The following is a 16,567-nucleotide window of genomic DNA, read 5'->3' as shown; positions in this document are numbered from 1 at the left end:
GGCGCGGCGCTTCACCCGTGGGCGGAAACCTCCCCTGTGATGCGCTGCGCCAGGAGCTTGTCGATCCGCCTGCCGTCCATGTCGACGATTTCGAACCGCCAGCCTGCATAGTCGAAATGCTCGCCGATCTCGGGGAGGTGCTCGAGCCGGGCCAGGGCGAAACCGGCGATCGTGTGGAAATCCCCTTCCGCCGAGCGCAGTCGGAAGCCAAGCCGATTGAAGGCATCATGCGCCGGCATCATGCCGTCGATCAGCAGCGAACCATCGTCGCGTTCCACGATATCGGGTTCCTCGCCCTCGACATCGGGCAGGTCGCCGGCAATGGCTTCGAGGAGATCGGTCTGGGTGACGATGCCGTCGAGGCCGCCATATTCGTCGATGACGATTGCCAGGCGGACCGGAGCCTTCTTGAAGCGCTCGAGCACGCGGAAGATCGGCGTCGTCTCGTGCACGATGACGGGGTCGCAGATCACGGCCATGGGATCGAGCGCCTTGCCGTCCAGGACCTGGTCGAGAAGGTCCCGCTTCAGGATCATGCCCAGGGGCTCGTCGATGCCACCGCGCCCGACCAGCAACTGCTCATGGCGACATTCGCGTATGGTCCGCAGCATCTCGTCATGAGTGTCGTCGGCGTCGATCCAGGCGACGTCCCGGCGCGGTGTCATGATGTCGGCGATGCGCCGGTCGCCGATGCTGAGCACGCGCTCGACCAACTCCTGCTGCGCCGGCTGGAGGATTCCGGCCTCCTGGCTTGCCTGGACGAGGAGTTTCAATTCTTCCGGCGAATGCAGGGATTCCTCTCCCGTTCCCGGCCGCAGGCCGCACAGGCGCAGCACGAGATTGCCGAGGCCATTCAGCGAGATGATCGCCGGCCGCAGCAGGAACAGGAAGAGACCGAGTGGCCGCACGATCCAGAGCGCCGTTTCTTCGCTGCGCTGAAGGGCAAGGCTCTTGGGAGCGAGTTCGCCGAGAACGATGTGCAGGGCCGTGATGATGACGAAGGAGATCGCGACCGCGATCGCATGGGAGCTGGCCGTCGCCAGTGAGCCGGGCAGGCCGTTCAGGAGCGGCTCGATCAGGTGAGCCAGAGCGGGCTCTCCGATCCAGCCGAGCGCCAGCGAGGAGATGGTGATGCCAAGCTGCGTCGCGGCGAGGTTGGCGTCGAGATTGTCGACGGCGCGCTTGAGGGCGGCGGCATTCATGCGCCCCGCGGTGACAAGCTCGGAAACGCGGCTTCGGCGCACCGCGACCAGCGAAAACTCGGCCGCAACGAAGAAGCCGTTTGCGGCAACGAGAAGCAATACGGCAAGCACTCCGACCAGGTCGAACATGCTGCCATCGGTACTGGACATGGACTCCGTTCCGGCTGCAGAAGCAGCCATGCGTTGTTGATGGTGGAACCAGCCATAGCATAGCGGGGCGCGCGCTGTATGCGGGGTCTAGTCGCTTGCGCGGAGATCAAAGCTCGTCGATCGCTCATCGAAGCGAAGGTGAAGCGCCTGTCATCCTTGCCAATAGTGGGCGATATGCCATTCTCATCCGATAACATCTGGGGAATTGGCCGTGAAATACAGGTCGATGGGCGTCGGCGATCCTGCGCCGTGGTTCGAGCAGCGTTCCACAAGCAACCCGGCCTATAAATTCTCCAGCGCAGCCGGGCGCTATATTGTCCTGTGCTTCTTCGGTTCCGCCGCGCGCGCAAGCACGGTATCCGCGCTCAAGATCCTGTCCGAGCAGCGCGACCTCTTCGACGACGACAAGATCGCCTTCTTCGGCGTCAGCAACGACCCCGATGACGAGCTCAAGCAGCGCGTCAGGCAGCGCATGCCCGGCATCCGCTATTTCTGGGATTTCGATCTGCTGATCAGCAAGGAGTTTGGCGTCGCGCCCATCGAGGCCGAGCCAGGCACGGATACGCCCCTGCGTCGCGCCTGGTATGTGCTCGATCCGACGCTGCGCGTCATGGCGGTCTTTCCCCTCACCCGCGAGGGCGGCGAGCGCCATGAGGTTGCGGCGTTCCTCGCCGCGCTTCCACCGGTCGACGCGTTCCCGGGCTTCCAGGTGCATGCGCCCGTCCTGGTATTGCCCAATGTCTTCGAGCCGGATTTCTGCCGGCAGCTGATCGCCCTGCACGAGGCCGAAGGCGGCAATGAATCCGGCTTCATGCGCGAGAAGGACGGGAAGACCGTCCTGATCTCCGACCATGCCCACAAGCGCCGCTCCGACGTCCTCATCGGCGACACGGAGCTGATCGGGGTCATTCAGGGCAAGATCGGCAAGCGCATCGTTCCCGAGATCAGGAAGGTCCACCAGTTCACGGTGACCCGCATGGAGCGCTATCTCGTGGGCTGTTACGATGCGCAGACCGGCGGGCATTTCGGCGCGCATCGGGACAACACGACCAAGGGCACGGCGCATCGCCGCTTTGCCGTCTCCATCAACCTGAACGCCGATTTCGAGGGCGGCGAGGTCAGCTTTCCCGAATATGGCGCGCGCAGCTTCAAGCCGCCGCCCGGCGGCGCCGTCGTCTTCTCCTGCTCGCTGCTTCATGCCGTCTCGCAGGTGACGCGGGGCAAGCGCTTCGCCTTCCTGCCATTCCTCTATGACGATGCTGCAGCCAGGCTGCGGGAGGACAATCAGGTGTTCATGGAGGCCGGAGGCAGTTATCTCGCCGGGACGAGCTAAGGCATCGGCCCGAAAGCGTAGATTGCGGTTGGGAAAGCCGATGCAATCACGGAAGTCGCAGACCATAGACCCGATACGATATCGGGTCCTATGATCCCAGGCGCAGCGCCCCGCCACGACCGGTGAATTCGGCCGGCCATCAGGCCAGGCCGCAGCCCTGGCCGGCGGCCTATCTGTCTGCGGCTACAGGCTCTTAAGGTTGCATGGCATATGATGCGTGATCGCGCGGCTGCATTAACGCGCGGCCTGCAGAACGGGGCGAGTGTGTCAGGGACAGCATGACGGTCGGCATCGCAGAGACAGGAACCAGCGCGGCCGCCTCCGCGTCAGGCGTCCCGGCCGACGATGCACGGCTCGTTGCCGCGCTGCTCAGCGGCTTTGGCCTGTTCATCATGATCCTGACCTTGCAGCCCTTTGCCGGTGTGCCCGACAGCACGGAGACCGGGGCCTCGACCGGCAATGTCGTCAACCAGATCGGCTATGTCAGCCTCGCCATCGTCTATCTCGGGGCGATGCTGCGGCTGAGCGAGCGGGCAGCTCTCGCACAGCTGCGCAACAGCACGTGGATCATCGTCCTGCTGGTTGCCGCCTTGTCCACCACGCGCGCACCGGACCCGGAAGCCGCGTTGCGCGGATTGCTGCTGACCGCGTTCGCCATGGTCGTCGTGGTCGGTGTCCTGCTCCTGCCCAGGACGGAGCGGGACTTCGCCAGCGCTGCGGCCAATGCCACGCTCGCCGTGCTCCTGCTGGTCTATGCCGTCATCCTGCTTGCCCCGCATCTGGCGATCCATGGCTCTGAGGGCGTCGAGGGCGGCCATGCCGGCGACTGGCGCGGCCATCTCTCGCACAAGAACTTCGCTGCGCCGGTGTTCTCGATCCTCATCATGTTCGGCATCTATTGCTGGCGCATGGGGTTCAAACTGCGCGGCCTGCTGATCATCGGTCTCGGTGCGATCTTCGTGCTGAACAGCGGTTCGAAGACGACGATGGGCTTCCTGCCGGTGGCGGTCGGCCTCGTTCTGCTCGGCCGCGCCATGGCCGGGCCTCGCCTGATGCTGTTGACCCATGCCGTGCTGGTGCTGCTGGTCGCCGCGCTCACGGTCGGCACCGTGTTGTCGCCGACATTGCTCAGGATCTCGTCTGCCCTGATCTCAGACCCCACCTTCACCGGCCGCGACGAGATCTGGCGCTTTGCCAGCGTCCATATCGGCGAGAAGCCCTGGTTCGGCTATGGCTATTTCGGCTTCTGGCAGACGCCCGTGGTCTCGACGCTGGAGGAGAATTTCGAGGCGAGCTGGGACGTTCGCGGCATCGGGTCCGCCCATAACAGCTATCTCGATGCGATGGTGATGTTCGGAATTCCGGGCGCGATCGTGATGGCCTGGTGCCTGATGATCCTGCCTCTCAGGAACTATCTCCGCGCCGACCGGGTCGCGGCGAGTCGGAACCTGGCCGACCTCTTCCTGATGATCGTCATCTTCATGACCTATGTCGGCATGCTGGAATCGTTCTTCCTCAATCGCGCCGACCCGCTCTGGATGCTGTTTGCCCTGGCCGTGTCCGGCCTCGAATTTGCCGCCCGCATGGCGACCAGGCGGGTCTGAGGGCGGCCTTCCGCATTTCAGTGCCCGCGCCGTCACGCGCATGGTCGGCGCCAACTGGGTTGCGCCGCAGCGAAAACTGCGACAGAGCTGGGTTCACTAGTCAGGACCCGGTGAAATCCCGGGTGGCTCTTCCGGCCGCCGATCCGCCGGACAACGCAACGACGGAACGATGAACGCCCCGGCCCGGTCCGGAGCTGTCCGTATGTGCGCGCCTCGCCTGCCTGTTGCTCGCGGCGGGGCCATGAAGGCTTCACTCTCCCCATGGCAATCTCTCATCTGCGCAGCGAATGGGCGCCCAACGTCACGCGCGAAATCCTGGCCGGCACGGTCGTCGCGCTGGCCCTGATCCCTGAGGCGATCGCATTCTCGATCATCGCCGGGGTCGATCCCAAGGTCGGGCTCTACGCCTCCTTCTGCATCGCCGTCGTCACCGCCATCGCGGGCGGGCGGCCGGCGATGATTTCGGCCGCCACCGGCGCCATGGCGCTCGTCATGATCACGCTCGTCAGGGAACACGGGCTTGGCTACCTGTTCGCCGCGACGGTCCTGACGGGCATCTTTCAGATCGTGGCCGGCATCCTCAGGCTCGGCAACCTGATGCGGTTCGTCTCGCGCTCCGTCGTCACCGGTTTCGTCAACGCGCTCGCGATCCTGATCTTCATGGCGCAGATGCCGGAACTGCTCGGACGCGGACCCGTCGTCTACGCCATGACCGCCGCCGGGCTCGCCATCATCTATCTGCTGCCACGGCTTACCAAGGCGGTGCCGTCGCCGCTGGTCGCCATCGTCCTGCTCACCGCGGTGTCGCTGTCTTTCGGCCTCGATATCCGCACGGTCGGCGACATGGGCGCGCTGCCCGGCGAATTGCCCGCCTTCGCTATCCCGCAGGTGCCGTTCTCCCTCGAGACGCTCAGGATCATCACGCCCTATGCGTTGACGCTGGCCATGGTTGGACTCCTGGAAAGCCTGATGACCGCGGCGATTCTCGACGAGATGACCGACACCACGTCGGACAAGAACCGGGAATGCGCCGGCCAGGGCGCAGCCAACATCGTCGCCGGGTTCTTCGGTGGCATGGCCGGCTGCGCGATGATCGGCCAATCCGTGATCAATGTCTCGTCGGGCGGCCGCGGCCGCCTCTCGAGCCTGTGGGCGGGCAGCTTCCTGCTGTTCCTGATCGTCGTGCTCGGCCCCTCTGTCGCCCGGATCCCGATGGCGGCGCTGGTCGCCGTCATGATCATGGTCTCGATCAACACCTTCCAGTGGCGCTCGTTGCAGACCTTGCTGATCCACCCGAAGAGCTCCAGCGTCGTGATGCTGGGCACGGTCGCGGTGGTGGTCGCAACGCATGATCTGGCGAAGGGCGTGCTGTTCGGCGTCATCCTCAGCGGGCTGTTCTTCGCCCACAAGGTCACGCGCTTCTTCGCGGTTAGATCCGAGCGCGAGGGTGACACGCGCGTCTACCGCGTCACCGGGCAGATCTTCTTCGCGACCGCCGAAGCCTTCCATGCGGCCTTCGATTTCCGCGAGGAGGAGGTGAAGCAGGTCGTGATCGATCTTGGCGCAGCCCATTTCTGGGACATCACCGCGATCAACGCGCTGGACCGCGTGGTGCTCAAGTTCCGGAACCGGGGCATCGCCATCGAGACGATCGGCGTCAACCAGGCGACCGCGGCGATGATCGAGCGCCTCGCCGTCCACGACAAGGCAGACGGAGCGCTCGCATCGGGCCATTGAAACGGGGGCGCCGGCCGCGGCGATGTCAGTCGCAGCCTGGTTCTGCGCCCGTCGCGTGGGCCTGACTGGTTTCGCTTTGCTCCCGCGCGCGCCGTGTTGACTTAGATAGCGCTGACCGGAACCGCCTCGGCAGCAATCTTCCTCTCGCTGTAGCGCGTGGTGAGATAGGCGGAGCGGTCGCGCGTCAGCAGCGTGAAGCGGACGAGTTCCTCCATCACGTCGACGACGCGGTCGTAATAGGCGGAGGGCTTCATGCGGCCCACCTCGTCGAACTCCTGAAAGGCCTTTGCGACGGAGGACTGGTTCGGGATGGTCACCATTCGCATCCAGCGCCCCAGCACGCGCAATGTGTTGACGGCGTTGAACGACTGCGAGCCACCCGAGACCTGCATCACCGCCAGCGTTCGGCCCTGGGTCGGGCGCATCGAGCCAAGCTCCAGCGGTATCCAGTCGATCTGGTTCTTGAATACGCCGGTGATCGTGCCGTGACGCTCCGGGCTGCACCAGACCTGCCCCTCCGACCATAGCGCCAGATCCCGCAACTCCTGAACCTTCGGGTGGTCCGGCAGGACGCTGTCGGCCATTGGCAGGCCGGCAGGGTCGAATACCCGCGTTTCGGCGCCGAGATGCTTGAGGATACGCTCTGCTTCGAGTGTCAGCAGCCGGCTGTAGGAGCGCGTCCGAAGTGAGCCGTAGAGCAGAAGGATGCGCGGTGGATGCGTGGCGCGCCGGGCGGGCTCGAGCTGGGTGAGATCGGGAGCGACCAGACGGTCGAGGTCGACATTCGGAAGATCGGTCATGACGTTGCCTTTGCAGGATTGCGCGGGCTTCCCCGCTCGTACCAGCCCCTGGAACGGTTCACGATCCAGACGACCGACAGCATGACCGGCACTTCGATCAGCACGCCGACCACCGTTGCGAGGGCGGCGCCGGAGTTGAAACCGAACAGGCTGATGGCGGCTGCAACCGCGAGCTCGAAGAAGTTCGAGGCTCCGATCAGGGCCGAGGGACCAGCGACGCAGTGTTTTTCGCCGGCCGCACGGTTGAGGAGATAGGCCAGTCCCGCATTGAAATAGACCTGGATCAGGATCGGGATGGCCAGGATCGCGATGATAGACGGCTGGGCCAGGATCTGCGCGCCCTGGAACCCGAACAGCATTACCAGGGTCGCAAGCAGGGCCACCAGCGACACAGGCGATAGGGCGGCGAGAAGGCGATGCAGCGCTTCGTCACCGCCGGAGGCGAGCAGGCTCCTGCGGATGAGCTGCGCGATAATGACGGGAACCAGGATGTAGAGCGCGACCGACAATGTCAGCGTGCCCCAGGGAACGGTGATGGCGGACAGGCCAAGCAACAGGCCGACGATCGGGGCGAAGGCGACGATCATGATCGCGTCGTTCAACGCGACCTGGCTCAAGGTGAAATGCGGTTCTCCCTTGATCAGGTTGGACCAGACGAAGACCATTGCCGTGCAAGGCGCCGCCGCCAGGATGATCAGACCGGCGATATAGGAATCGACCTGGTCGGCGGGCAGGTGAGGGCGAAACAGCCAGCCGATGAAGAACCAGCCCAACAGGGCCATCGAAAACGGCTTCACGGCCCAGTTCACGAAGAGTGTGACGCCGATCCCACGCCAGTGCTGGCCGACCTGGCGCAAGGCGGCGAAGTCGATCTTCAGCAGCATCGGGATGACCATCAGCCAGATCAGGACTGCCATCGGCAGGTTGACCCTCGCGATCTCGGCGCTGCCGATCGTTTGAAAGGCGCTCGGGAACAGCTGGCCGAGCGCGACGCCGGCAAGAATGCACAGAGCCACCCACAGCGTCAGGTAGCGTTCGAACGTGGACATGCGATTTTCCCAAGGCATCGGCCCGAAAAGTGGATTGCGGTTTTCGGGGCAAAGCCGATGCGAACACAGAAAGCATCGGCCCGAAAAGTGGATTGCGGTTTTCGGGGCAAAGCCGATGCGAACACAGAGAGTTAGATCATCGGGCCGGATGCGATATCTCGGCCGATGATCTCACCGCTCGCGATGCGGCGGCCGGCCTCATCGACGATGCGCTCGCCGTCCTCCTTGACGAACGGACCGCGCTGCGGCGGCAGCAGGTCAATCACCTCTTCCGAGGGGCGGCACAGCCTCACGCCGTTCGGTGTCACCACGATCGGTCGATTGAGCAGGATCGGGTGCTTCTCGATTGCGTCGAGCAAGGCGTCGTCGCCCAGCGACGGATCTGCAAGGCCGAGTTCGGCGAATGGCGTCCCCTTCTCGCGCAGGACCTGCCGGAGCGTGAGACCCATCCGCGCGACCAGGTCCACGATCATCGCCCGGGACGGTGGCATCTTCAGGTAGTCGATGACGTGAGGTTCGACGCCGGCGTTCCTGATCAGGGCAAGCGTGTTCCGCGAGGTTCCGCAGTCGGGATTATGGTAGATGATGACGTCCATCGGCGGGGACCTTCGGTGGGCAGCAGGGAACGAGTTCGTCGATGAGCGGTTGGCACAGGTCTGCCCGCCCGCCGCAGCAATCCTTCAGCAGGAAGGCGATCACCGCGCGGAAACCGTCGAGATCGGCGCGATAGATGATCGAGCGGCTCTGCCGCTCGCCCGCGATCAGTCGTGCGCGCGACAGGATGGCGAGATGAGCCGACATCGTGTTCTGCGGAACATCCAGCAGCCGCGCGAGCTCGCCGGCGGGAACGCCTTCGGGCTCGCGGTTCACCAGAAGCTTGAAGGTGTCGAGGCGCGTGGGCTGTGCCAGTGCAGCCATGGCGAGAATGGTTTGTAAATTATCCATATATCCAAGTTAATGGATATTATAGATGTTGGCAAGGGCCTCCGTTTCCTTGAATGTCGCCCTCTGTGTTTCCGGCCGTGCCGAACGCGCGCCATGCGCAAGGAGGTGGGGCCGACGTCGCAACGGTCGCCGAACGCCAGGGGCTCGCCTCTTCCGCTGCCTCAGCTGCGCCGCGACAAAACGGTTCAGTCGCAGCCGGACCCTGCAGCCGTGGCGCGACCCGGCTCGGCTTCAGACGCTTCCTCGGCGTCGCCCATCGCTTCGGTGAGGGCGACAATCCGGCGGCGTGTCTTGAAGTTCCTTATCGAAGCGAAGGCTTTGGCCAGACGGATGCCGTCGCGGGTGGCGAGCAGGTCAGCGACCTCCGGGGAGGGGGCGTCCGGCACTGAATCTGCGGCTGGAGTCGAGATCGCCGGCGCCCCATCGAAAAAATGGGAAACGGGGACCTGAAAGATATTGGCGATATGCTGGAGCCGGCTCGCACTGATCCGGTTCACACCCTTCTCGTATTTCTGGATTTGCTGAAACGTGATCCCCAGCAACTCGGCAAGCTTCGTCTGGCTGTAGCCCGTCAGGCGGCGCATTCTTCGCAGGCGAATGCCGACATACTCATCGACCCGGTCTGGTTCCTTCACCTGTGCCGCCCCTGACTTTCAGACTATCGAAAAGGGACTATAGGCCCTTCAAGCCGTTCTTGTCCGCTCTGGCCGACAAAGTCAGCCGACCAACGTCGCACCAAATGATGCGAAGAAGGCGAGGCGCTCTTGCGCGGCCGGCGCGCGCCGGTTTCCCGATGCGGATCGCCCGGGCGGAGCATGCCTGGGTGATCGGACCGGATATCGTACCGGGTCCGATCATCTGACCGTTCCGTGTTCGCATCGGCTTTCCCGAAAGCCGCGATCCACTTGTCCTGCCGATGCCTTAGTCGGTGGTGCCGAGTGGCGCGCCGACGCCGATTCGTGAGGTGATCAGGTCATAATGTTCGACGCGCCGATGAGCGGCGAAGTTGAACATCGTCTCCTTGCCGAAGCGCGTGGCATCGAGATCGCAGGCATGGATCAAGAGCCCGTCCTCGTCATGGTCGAGTTCGCCGACGATCTTGCCGCTGGGATCGGCGATCAGCGTGCCGCCGAAGAGCGGGAAGCCGTCCTCGACGCCGGCCTTGGCGACCGCCACGACCCAGGTCGAGTTGTGATAGGCGCCGGCCTGCACCGACAGGCGGTGATGGAACAGGCGGTCGGCCAGCGTCTCGGTCTTGGAATGGCCGTTGGTGGTCGGCGTGTTATAACCGAGCACGACCATCTCGACGCCCTGCAGCCCCATGACGCGATAGGTCTCGGGCCAGCGCCGGTCGTTGCAGATCGCCATGCCGACCAGCCCGTTCTCGAAGCGCCAGACCGGGAAGCCGCGGTCGCCGGGCTCGAAATAGCGCTTCTCGAGATGCTGGTGCGCCCGGGTCGGGTCGCGTTCGGCATGGCCGGGCAAATGCACCTTGCGGTACTTGCCGATGATCTGGCCGGTCCTGTCGACCAGGATCGAGCTGTTGAAATGCCGTCCCTCCGGCGTCAGCTCGGCATAACCGAAGCTCATGGCGATGCCGAGCGCGCGCGCCGTGTCGAAGAGCGGCTGCGTGTCGGGGCCGGGCATCGCGGTTTCGAACCACTGGTCGGCCTCGACACGGTCCTCGCAATACCAGCGCGGGAAGAAGGTCGTCAGGGCGAGTTCCGGATAGATGACGAAATCGGCGCCGCGGGCCTTTGCCTGCTGCATCAGCGCGATCATCCGGCGCACGACCGATGCGCGATCATCGGCGCGGTGGATGGGACCGAGCTGAGCCGCTGCAACGGTAAGAAGGCGGGACATCGAAAGAGACTCCTTGGGCTGTGAAGGCCAGTTCAAACTGGCCGCAATCTAGCCGGGCGCCACCAAAACAAGTATATACCATTTCTCTACTGAACTATAAGGGGAGGTTATGTGCCATGGCGATGAATCTTCGGCAGATCGAGATGTTCCGCGCGGTCATGGTGACAGGCTCGATCAGCGGCGCGGCGCGCCTGCTCTCGGTCTCCCAGCCGGCGATCAGCCGGCTCCTGTCCTATACGGAGGATCGGCTCGGCCTGACGCTGTTCGAGCGCGTCAAGGGCCGCGTCCAGCCGACGCCCGAGGCGCGGCAGCTCTTCGCCGAGGCTGAGCTCGTCCATCAGGGCGTGACCCGGGTCAACGACATGGCGGAGGAGCTGCGCCGCGGCAGCGCGGGGTCGATCCGACTGCTGGCAAGCCCCAGCGTCGGCCACATGCTGGTGCCGAAGGCGATCGGCCGCTTCCGCCAGTCGCATCCCGATGTGCGCGTCGATTTCGAGATCCTCACGTTGGCCGAGCTGATCGCGCGCATCGCCAGCCATCGCGCCGATCTCGCCGTCACCTCCATGGCCGTCGAGGATCCGAGCGTAAAAGCCACGCAGATCGCCGAGGGACGCCTGCGCGTGATCTTCCCCGAAGGCCATCCGCTCGGCAGCAAGCGCGTGCTGAAGCCGGCCGATCTCGTGCCCTATCCGATGATCGGGTATGGCTCGCAGACGCCCTATGGCATGGTCGTCAATCGCGCTCTTGGCGCCACGCCAAAGCCCATCCGCTTCAACGCGCAGGTGCGCTTCACGCCGAATGCCTGCTCGCTGGTTCAGGCCGGCGGCGGCATCGCGATCGTCGACGACTTCGTGCTGGTCGACAACGCCTGGCCGAATATCCGCTCCCGCCCTCTGGTGCCGAAGACGACGACGCGGCCGCATCTGCTCTCCTCGCGGGTCGAGCCGCTGTCGCGCATCGCCCGCAGTTTCGTGCAGGGGCTGATGGAGCTGCTGCCGCTCGCGACCGACCCCGCCATGCCGGATTGAGCGGGGGCGGATGCAGCCGCCGCACGATGTGCGCTGCAGCATAACCATATATTATGTATCGCAGCGAAATTGGTATTTGATCTGATCGGCGTCCCCACTGTTTCTGTCCATAGGGGAACCAGGAAGGGCGACCACAATGTCGAAATTCACGTCGAGCACTCTCACAGCCATCTTCAGCGCGGCCGTCGCGTTGTCCGTACCGTCTGCCGCTCGTGCGGCCGAGAACGTGCATCTCATGCTCGACTGGATTCCGACCGGCGATTACGCGCCTTATTATGCCGGCATCGCGTCGGGCATCTATCAGCGCAATGGCATCGAGCTGCGGATCAGCAAGGGCAACGGCTCCGGCGACACGCTGAGCAAGGTGGCCGGCGGCGCGGCCGATATCGGCATGGCCGATATTTCCGCCCTGTTCACCGCGCGCCAGCGCAGCTCCGTGCCGCTGAAGATGATCGGCGCGGTCTACGCCCATTCCCCGCACTCGCTCTTCGTGCGCAAGGATTCCGGGATCACCACCTTCACCGGGCTCGAAGGCAAGAAGATCGGCATCACGCCGGGCAACAGCCACCGGCTCTACTTCCCGGCGGTCGCCGCGGCGGCAAAGACCGATCCCAACAAGATCGAGTGGGTGACCGTCGACGGCTCGGCCATGGGTCCGCTGCTGATCAGCGGCAAGGTCGACGCCATCCCGTCCTACTCGACCAATTTCTACTATCAGAACAAGCAGGCCCAGCGCGCTGGCAAGGAGCTCGCCTTCCTGCCCTTCGTCGAGGCGGGTTTCGCGATCTACTCGCTTGCCTTCCACACCACCGAGGCGAGCGCGAAGAACCGCCCGGAGATGCTGAAGAGCTTCATGAAGGCGACCACGGAATCCTGGGAGGCGGCGCGCGACAATCCGCAGGCCACCTGCGAGGCGCATGTGAAGGCGATCCCGCAGGTCGATCTCGATGATTGCCTCGGCAGCCTGAAGGCGACGCTGGGCTTCATCTTCACCGATCACGCCAAGGAGGCCGGGGTCGGCGGCATCACCACCGAGCGCCTGAACAAGACCTATGAGGTCGTTGCCCAGTCGCAGAATCTCGACCCCAAGCTCGATCCGGCGACCGCGGTCGACATGTCCTTCCTGCCGCCGAAGAAGTGACGAGAGCGGACAGGGCAGGGGACGCCGGAGAATAGACATGATTGAAATCAGCGGGGCCGGCCAGGTCTTTGGCTCGGTCGGCAATGGCGGCGTGCGCGCGCTCGACGGGATCGATCTCACGATCCGCGACCGCGAGATCGTCACGCTCGTCGGCCCCTCCGGCTGCGGCAAGTCCACCTTGCTGCGGCTCGTCTCCGGCCTGGTGCCGCCGACGGAGGGCAGCATCGCCATCAATGGGGAGCGCGTCAGCGCGCCGCGGCAGGACACGGGCATCGTCTTCCAGGCGCCGACCCTGCTGCCCTGGGCGACGATCATGGAGAACGTGATGTTCCCCTCCACGATCATGGGGCGTGCCGACGAGACGGCGCGCCGGCGGGCGAAGGACCTGCTGGCCGTCGCCGGCATCGCGGATTTCGCCGATCACCGGCCGCGCCAGCTTTCCGGCGGCATGCAGCAGCGCGCCGCGATCTGCCGGGCGCTGGTGCATGATCCCGACATCCTGCTGATGGACGAGCCCTTCGGCGCGCTCGATGCGTTGACCCGCGAGATCATGACGATCGAGCTGCTGCGGATCTGGGCGAATGCGCCCAAGACCATCATTTTCGTCACCCATTCCATTCCCGAAGCGGTGATCCTGGCGGACAGGGTCGTCGTGATGTCGCCCCGGCCCGGCCGGATCGCCGAGATCATCGATGTCGATCTGCCGCGCCCGCGCGATTTCGCCATGTCGGGCCACCCGGAATTCCAGCGCTGCGCCGGCCGCATCCGCGAACTGATCTTCGGCGAGCAGGGGACGCATTTCGATGTCGAACACTAAAGCCCTGCGCCTGCTCGGCGCGAGCCGCGAATTCCTGATCCCGCTCGTCGCGCTGGTCGTGCTGATGGCGATCTGGGAGGTGACCGTCCGGGTCTTCGCCATCCCCGAATACCTGTTGCCGGCGCCCTCGCGGATCTTCCAGGACACCGCGGCGATGGGCCCGGCGCTGGGCGAGCATACGCTGGCGACGCTCAGGACCGTGCTGTTCGGCTTCCTGCTCTCGATCGCGGTCAGCTTCCCGCTCGCCGTGCTGATCTCCTCCTCGCGGCTGGCGGCGGATGCGATCTATCCGCTGCTCGTGCTGACCCAGTCGGTGCCGAAGGTCGCAATCGCGCCGATCCTGGTCGTGATGCTGGGTCCCAACGAGCTGCCGCGCGTCATCGTGACCTTCCTGGTCGCCTTCTTCCCGCTGGTGATCTCGATGACCACGGGTCTGCTGGCGGTGCCGCCGGAGCTGGTCGAGCTTGCCCGGTCCTGCCGCGCGAGCAAGCTGCAGGAGCTGCTGCGGGTGCGTCTGCCCTATTCGATCCCGTTCGTATTCTCCGGCCTGAAATCGGCGATCGCACTCTCCGTCGTCGGCGCCGTGGTCGGCGAGTTCGTCGCGGCGGAACGGGGCCTAGGCTATCTCATCACCTCCGCAACCGCGTTCTTCAAGGTTCCCGTCGCCTTCGGTGCCATGCTGATCCTGGCCCTGCTCGGCATCGTCCTGTTCCAGCTGATCGTCGTCGCCGAGCGGGTGTTCTTCCCCTGGGCAGCGGCCGAGCAGCGGCGCTGACCTGCGGCGCCGAGAAGGAGACCCCGCCATGACCGCAAGCCCGCTCCACACGATCATCCGCAACGCCCTCGTCCTCCTGCCGGAGCGCGTTCAGGCTGAACCGCTCGACCTGCTGCTCGAAGGCGACACGATCCGCGAGATCGGTCCGCGCGGCATGTCCGTCCCCGAGGGGGCGGCAGAGATCGACGCCACCGGCAAGCTCGTTCATCCCGGCCTCGTCAACGCCCATACCCACGGCCATGGCGCGCTCGCCAAGGCCATGGGGGACCGCTGGTCGCTCGAACTGCTCCTGGCCGCCGGCCCCTGGATCAGCGGCAACCGCAGCCTCGAGGACAAATATCTCAGCGCCGCACTCAACGGCGCCGAGATGGTGCTGAAGGGCACGACCGCCTGCTACGACCTGTTCTTCGAGGTGCCAGCGCCGTCGGTCGAGGGCATGTCGGCTGTCGCCCGGGCCTATCAGGATGTCGGCATGCGCGCGACGATCGCGCCGATGGTCGCCGACACCACGCTCTATGAGGCCATTCCCGGCCTCTACGACGCCTTGCCCGAGCCGCTGCGCGCCGAGGTCGACCGCTTCCGGATGCAGCCCTATGCCGAGACGCTGAAGGGCTTCGAGGCTTTCGTCACGCAGGCGCGCTTCGATACGGAACGGCTAAAGATCGCGCTCGCCCCGACGATCCCGCTGCATTGCTCGGATGGGTTCCTCGGCGCCTGTCGCGACTGTGCCCGCCGCTTCGGTCTCGGCCTGCACAGCCATGTCGCGGAATCGAAGATCCAGGCGCTCTCCGGCATGAAGCGCTATGGCCGCACATTGACTGCCCATCTCGACCAGCTCGGCCTGCTCGGCCCCGATTTCACGGTCGCCCATGGCGTCTGGCTCGATCCGGAGGACATGCGCATCCTCGCGGGCCATGGCGCCTCGGTCGCGCACAACCCGGCGAGCAATATGCGGCTGGGCAGTGGGCTTGCCGACGTGCGGGCGATGCTCGCGGCCGGCGTCAATGTGGCGATCGGCACGGACGGCTCGAACAGCGGCGACAACCAGAACATGTACGAGGCGACGCGCCTGGCCTCCTTCGTCTCGAAGGTGCGTGGACCCGATGTCCGGGAATGGCTGACCACGCCCGAGGCCCTGCATGCTGCAACCGAAGGCGGCGCCCGCGCGCTCGGCTTCCAGGGCCGCATCGGCCGGATCGAAGGCGGCTACAAGGCCGATCTCGTCTTCGTCGATCTCGGCCATATCAACTGGCTGCCGCACAACCGCACGGTGAACCAGATCGTCCATGTCGAAGACGGCACGGCGGTGCGCGACGTGATGATCGGCGGTCGCTTCGTCGTGAAGGAGGGGCGCCTGCTGACGCTCGACCTCGCGAAGCTGGCGCGCGAGGCGGAAGCGGCGCGCGAGCGGCTGGAAGCGGCGAACGCGCCCATGAAACTGCTGGCCGAGAAACTGCAGGATGCGGTCGCGAGCTTCTGCGTCGGCCTCGCCCGGCAGCCCTACCAGGTCGAGCGCTACGGCGCGCCGCTGCGCTGAGGCACGGCTCCGTTCGGCATTCGGCCGTCGAACGGAGATCCCCTTCGCGGACGCGACCGACCGGCCGGCTTCGCTGATGGCCGGTCGTCGGCGACGGCCTCACCAATATGCCCGGTAGACCGTGCGGGGATAATAGTGCGGGCCGTAATAAGCCCGGTTCCAGCCGTAATAGCGCGGGGCATAATAGACGGGCCGCGCATAGTAATAGCCCGGGCGATAATAGACCCGCGGGCCATAATAGGAATAGGCCGGATAACCGTATCCATAGGCATAGGCGGGCGTCGTTGCTGCGGCGACCAGGCCTCCGAGCAGCGCCCCACCGACCAGCCCGGCAGCGACAGCGCCGCCGCCCCAGCCATAGTTGCGATAATACCCGCCGTGATAGCCCCAGCCGCCCCCGCGCCAATATTGCGCGTCGGCGGTTCCGACACTGCCGGTCATGATCAAAGCGGCAGTGGCGAGCGTTGCGAGTTTCCTCATGACACCCTCCCACCTTGCTGTGACGCAAGCGAGGCCAACCGACGCCGTGTCGCTTCCGCTATCCCCGGGCAGAAGTGCCGTCGTGGGCCGGTGCTTTCGCGCCAAC

16 protein-coding genes and 1 other annotated feature are annotated in these 16,567 nt (G+C 65.1%); of the genes, 8 read left to right on the top strand and 8 right to left on the bottom strand.

Annotated elements, in window-relative coordinates:
- Window positions 1-11 precede the first annotated feature (11 nt).
- Entirely contained in the window at window positions 12-1,352 is a 1,341-nt protein-coding gene (locus AC1DGP_RS02850) for a hemolysin family protein (protein ID WP_441504576.1), read from the bottom strand.
- 211 nt (window positions 1,353-1,563) lie between these two features.
- Here AC1DGP_RS02850 and AC1DGP_RS02845 point away from each other — a divergent pair, with 211 nt between their 5' ends.
- The 3 genes from AC1DGP_RS02845 (at window position 1,564) to AC1DGP_RS02835 (ending at window position 6,026) form a co-directional block, all read left to right on the top strand.
- Window positions 1,564-2,685, top strand: coding sequence for a 2OG-Fe(II) oxygenase (locus tag AC1DGP_RS02845; RefSeq protein ID WP_441504575.1), 1,122 nt, complete (start codon window positions 1,564-1,566; stop codon window positions 2,683-2,685).
- Window positions 2,686-2,963: 278 nt separating this feature from the next.
- Complete coding sequence (locus AC1DGP_RS02840; protein ID WP_441504574.1) at window positions 2,964-4,289, top strand: O-antigen ligase family protein; 1,326 nt, start codon at window positions 2,964-2,966, stop codon at window positions 4,287-4,289.
- Between the two features lie 100 nt (window positions 4,290-4,389).
- Window positions 4,390-4,445: a sequence feature (sul1 is cis-regulatory element that is thought to sense ions involved in sulfur or methionine metabolism; They are found in Alphaproteobacteria), on the top strand.
- Between the two features lie 105 nt (window positions 4,446-4,550).
- Complete coding sequence (locus AC1DGP_RS02835; protein ID WP_441504573.1) at window positions 4,551-6,026, top strand: SulP family inorganic anion transporter; 1,476 nt, start codon at window positions 4,551-4,553, stop codon at window positions 6,024-6,026.
- Window positions 6,027-6,127: 101 nt separating this feature from the next.
- Here AC1DGP_RS02835 and arsH read toward each other — a convergent pair whose 3' ends face one another.
- The 6 genes from arsH to AC1DGP_RS02805 form a co-directional block, all read right to left on the bottom strand.
- Complete coding sequence (arsH, locus tag AC1DGP_RS02830) at window positions 6,128-6,826, bottom strand: arsenical resistance protein ArsH (RefSeq protein WP_441504572.1); 699 nt, start codon at window positions 6,824-6,826, stop codon at window positions 6,128-6,130.
- On the bottom strand, window positions 6,823-7,875 hold the full coding sequence (arsB, locus tag AC1DGP_RS02825) for an ACR3 family arsenite efflux transporter (RefSeq protein WP_441504571.1): 1,053 nt from the start codon (window positions 7,873-7,875) through the stop codon (window positions 6,823-6,825). Before arsB ends, arsH begins: the two co-directional genes overlap by 4 nt.
- A gap of 131 nt (window positions 7,876-8,006) precedes the next feature.
- On the bottom strand, window positions 8,007-8,471 hold the full coding sequence (gene arsC, locus AC1DGP_RS02820; RefSeq protein ID WP_441504570.1) for an arsenate reductase (glutaredoxin): 465 nt from the start codon (window positions 8,469-8,471) through the stop codon (window positions 8,007-8,009).
- Window positions 8,449-8,820 (bottom strand): ArsR/SmtB family transcription factor, encoded by a 372-nt coding sequence (locus AC1DGP_RS02815; protein ID WP_441504569.1) that lies wholly within the window; start codon window positions 8,818-8,820, stop codon window positions 8,449-8,451. The genes arsC and AC1DGP_RS02815 overlap by 23 nt, the downstream gene beginning before the upstream one ends.
- A gap of 185 nt (window positions 8,821-9,005) precedes the next feature.
- Window positions 9,006-9,455 carry a helix-turn-helix domain-containing protein gene (locus AC1DGP_RS02810; protein WP_441504568.1) on the bottom strand — a complete coding sequence of 150 codons (450 nt, stop codon included), beginning with the start codon at window positions 9,453-9,455 and terminating at the stop codon, window positions 9,006-9,008.
- A 286-nt stretch (window positions 9,456-9,741) separates the two neighbouring features.
- Complete coding sequence (locus AC1DGP_RS02805; RefSeq protein ID WP_441488478.1) at window positions 9,742-10,683, bottom strand: N-carbamoyl-D-amino-acid hydrolase; 942 nt, start codon at window positions 10,681-10,683, stop codon at window positions 9,742-9,744.
- Window positions 10,684-10,799: 116 nt separating this feature from the next.
- On the opposite strand from AC1DGP_RS02805, the gene AC1DGP_RS02800 reads away from it, so the two are divergent.
- From AC1DGP_RS02800 to AC1DGP_RS02780, 5 genes are all read left to right on the top strand, one after another.
- The gene (locus AC1DGP_RS02800) at window positions 10,800-11,711 is read left to right on the top strand and encodes a LysR family transcriptional regulator (RefSeq protein ID WP_441488477.1); all 912 of its coding nucleotides are present in this window, start codon (window positions 10,800-10,802) and stop codon (window positions 11,709-11,711) included.
- 136 nt (window positions 11,712-11,847) lie between these two features.
- Complete coding sequence (locus AC1DGP_RS02795) at window positions 11,848-12,852, top strand: ABC transporter substrate-binding protein (RefSeq protein WP_441488476.1); 1,005 nt, start codon at window positions 11,848-11,850, stop codon at window positions 12,850-12,852.
- A 37-nt stretch (window positions 12,853-12,889) separates the two neighbouring features.
- Entirely contained in the window at window positions 12,890-13,669 is a 780-nt protein-coding gene (locus AC1DGP_RS02790) for an ABC transporter ATP-binding protein (protein ID WP_441488475.1), read from the top strand.
- Entirely contained in the window at window positions 13,656-14,444 is a 789-nt protein-coding gene (locus tag AC1DGP_RS02785; protein WP_441504567.1) for an ABC transporter permease, read from the top strand. Before AC1DGP_RS02790 ends, AC1DGP_RS02785 begins: the two co-directional genes overlap by 14 nt.
- A gap of 28 nt (window positions 14,445-14,472) precedes the next feature.
- On the top strand, window positions 14,473-15,981 hold the full coding sequence (locus AC1DGP_RS02780) for an amidohydrolase family protein (protein WP_441504566.1): 1,509 nt from the start codon (window positions 14,473-14,475) through the stop codon (window positions 15,979-15,981).
- 99 nt (window positions 15,982-16,080) lie between these two features.
- Here AC1DGP_RS02780 and AC1DGP_RS02775 read toward each other — a convergent pair whose 3' ends face one another.
- Window positions 16,081-16,461 (bottom strand): hypothetical protein, encoded by a 381-nt coding sequence (locus AC1DGP_RS02775; RefSeq protein WP_441504565.1) that lies wholly within the window; start codon window positions 16,459-16,461, stop codon window positions 16,081-16,083.
- Window positions 16,462-16,567: the final 106 nt, after the last annotated feature.

The sequence above is a fragment of the Allobosea sp. 05T433 genome (assembly GCF_056396065.1).
This window is presented reverse-complemented; position numbering and strand designations above follow the sequence as displayed.

What these genes read in the sequence shown, in the direction of transcription:
- AC1DGP_RS02815 (WP_441504569.1), bottom strand. Translation starts at nt 8,820, where the DNA reads ATGGATAATTTACAAACCATTCTCGCCATGGCTGCACTGGCACAGCCC.
- AC1DGP_RS02795 (WP_441488476.1), top strand. Translation starts at nt 11,848, where the DNA reads ATGTCGAAATTCACGTCGAGCACTCTCACAGCCATCTTCAGCGCGGCC.
- arsB (WP_441504571.1), bottom strand. Translation starts at nt 7,875, where the DNA reads ATGTCCACGTTCGAACGCTACCTGACGCTGTGGGTGGCTCTGTGCATT.
- AC1DGP_RS02780 (WP_441504566.1), top strand. Translation starts at nt 14,473, where the DNA reads ATGACCGCAAGCCCGCTCCACACGATCATCCGCAACGCCCTCGTCCTC.
- AC1DGP_RS02805 (WP_441488478.1), bottom strand. Translation starts at nt 10,683, where the DNA reads ATGTCCCGCCTTCTTACCGTTGCAGCGGCTCAGCTCGGTCCCATCCAC.
- AC1DGP_RS02790 (WP_441488475.1), top strand. Translation starts at nt 12,890, where the DNA reads ATGATTGAAATCAGCGGGGCCGGCCAGGTCTTTGGCTCGGTCGGCAAT.
- AC1DGP_RS02775 (WP_441504565.1), bottom strand. Translation starts at nt 16,461, where the DNA reads ATGAGGAAACTCGCAACGCTCGCCACTGCCGCTTTGATCATGACCGGC.
- arsC (WP_441504570.1), bottom strand. Translation starts at nt 8,471, where the DNA reads ATGGACGTCATCATCTACCATAATCCCGACTGCGGAACCTCGCGGAAC.
- AC1DGP_RS02835 (WP_441504573.1), top strand. Translation starts at nt 4,551, where the DNA reads ATGGCAATCTCTCATCTGCGCAGCGAATGGGCGCCCAACGTCACGCGC.
- arsH (WP_441504572.1), bottom strand. Translation starts at nt 6,826, where the DNA reads ATGACCGATCTTCCGAATGTCGACCTCGACCGTCTGGTCGCTCCCGAT.
- AC1DGP_RS02850 (WP_441504576.1), bottom strand. Translation starts at nt 1,352, where the DNA reads ATGTCCAGTACCGATGGCAGCATGTTCGACCTGGTCGGAGTGCTTGCC.
- AC1DGP_RS02785 (WP_441504567.1), top strand. Translation starts at nt 13,656, where the DNA reads ATGTCGAACACTAAAGCCCTGCGCCTGCTCGGCGCGAGCCGCGAATTC.
- AC1DGP_RS02840 (WP_441504574.1), top strand. Translation starts at nt 2,964, where the DNA reads ATGACGGTCGGCATCGCAGAGACAGGAACCAGCGCGGCCGCCTCCGCG.
- AC1DGP_RS02800 (WP_441488477.1), top strand. Translation starts at nt 10,800, where the DNA reads ATGGCGATGAATCTTCGGCAGATCGAGATGTTCCGCGCGGTCATGGTG.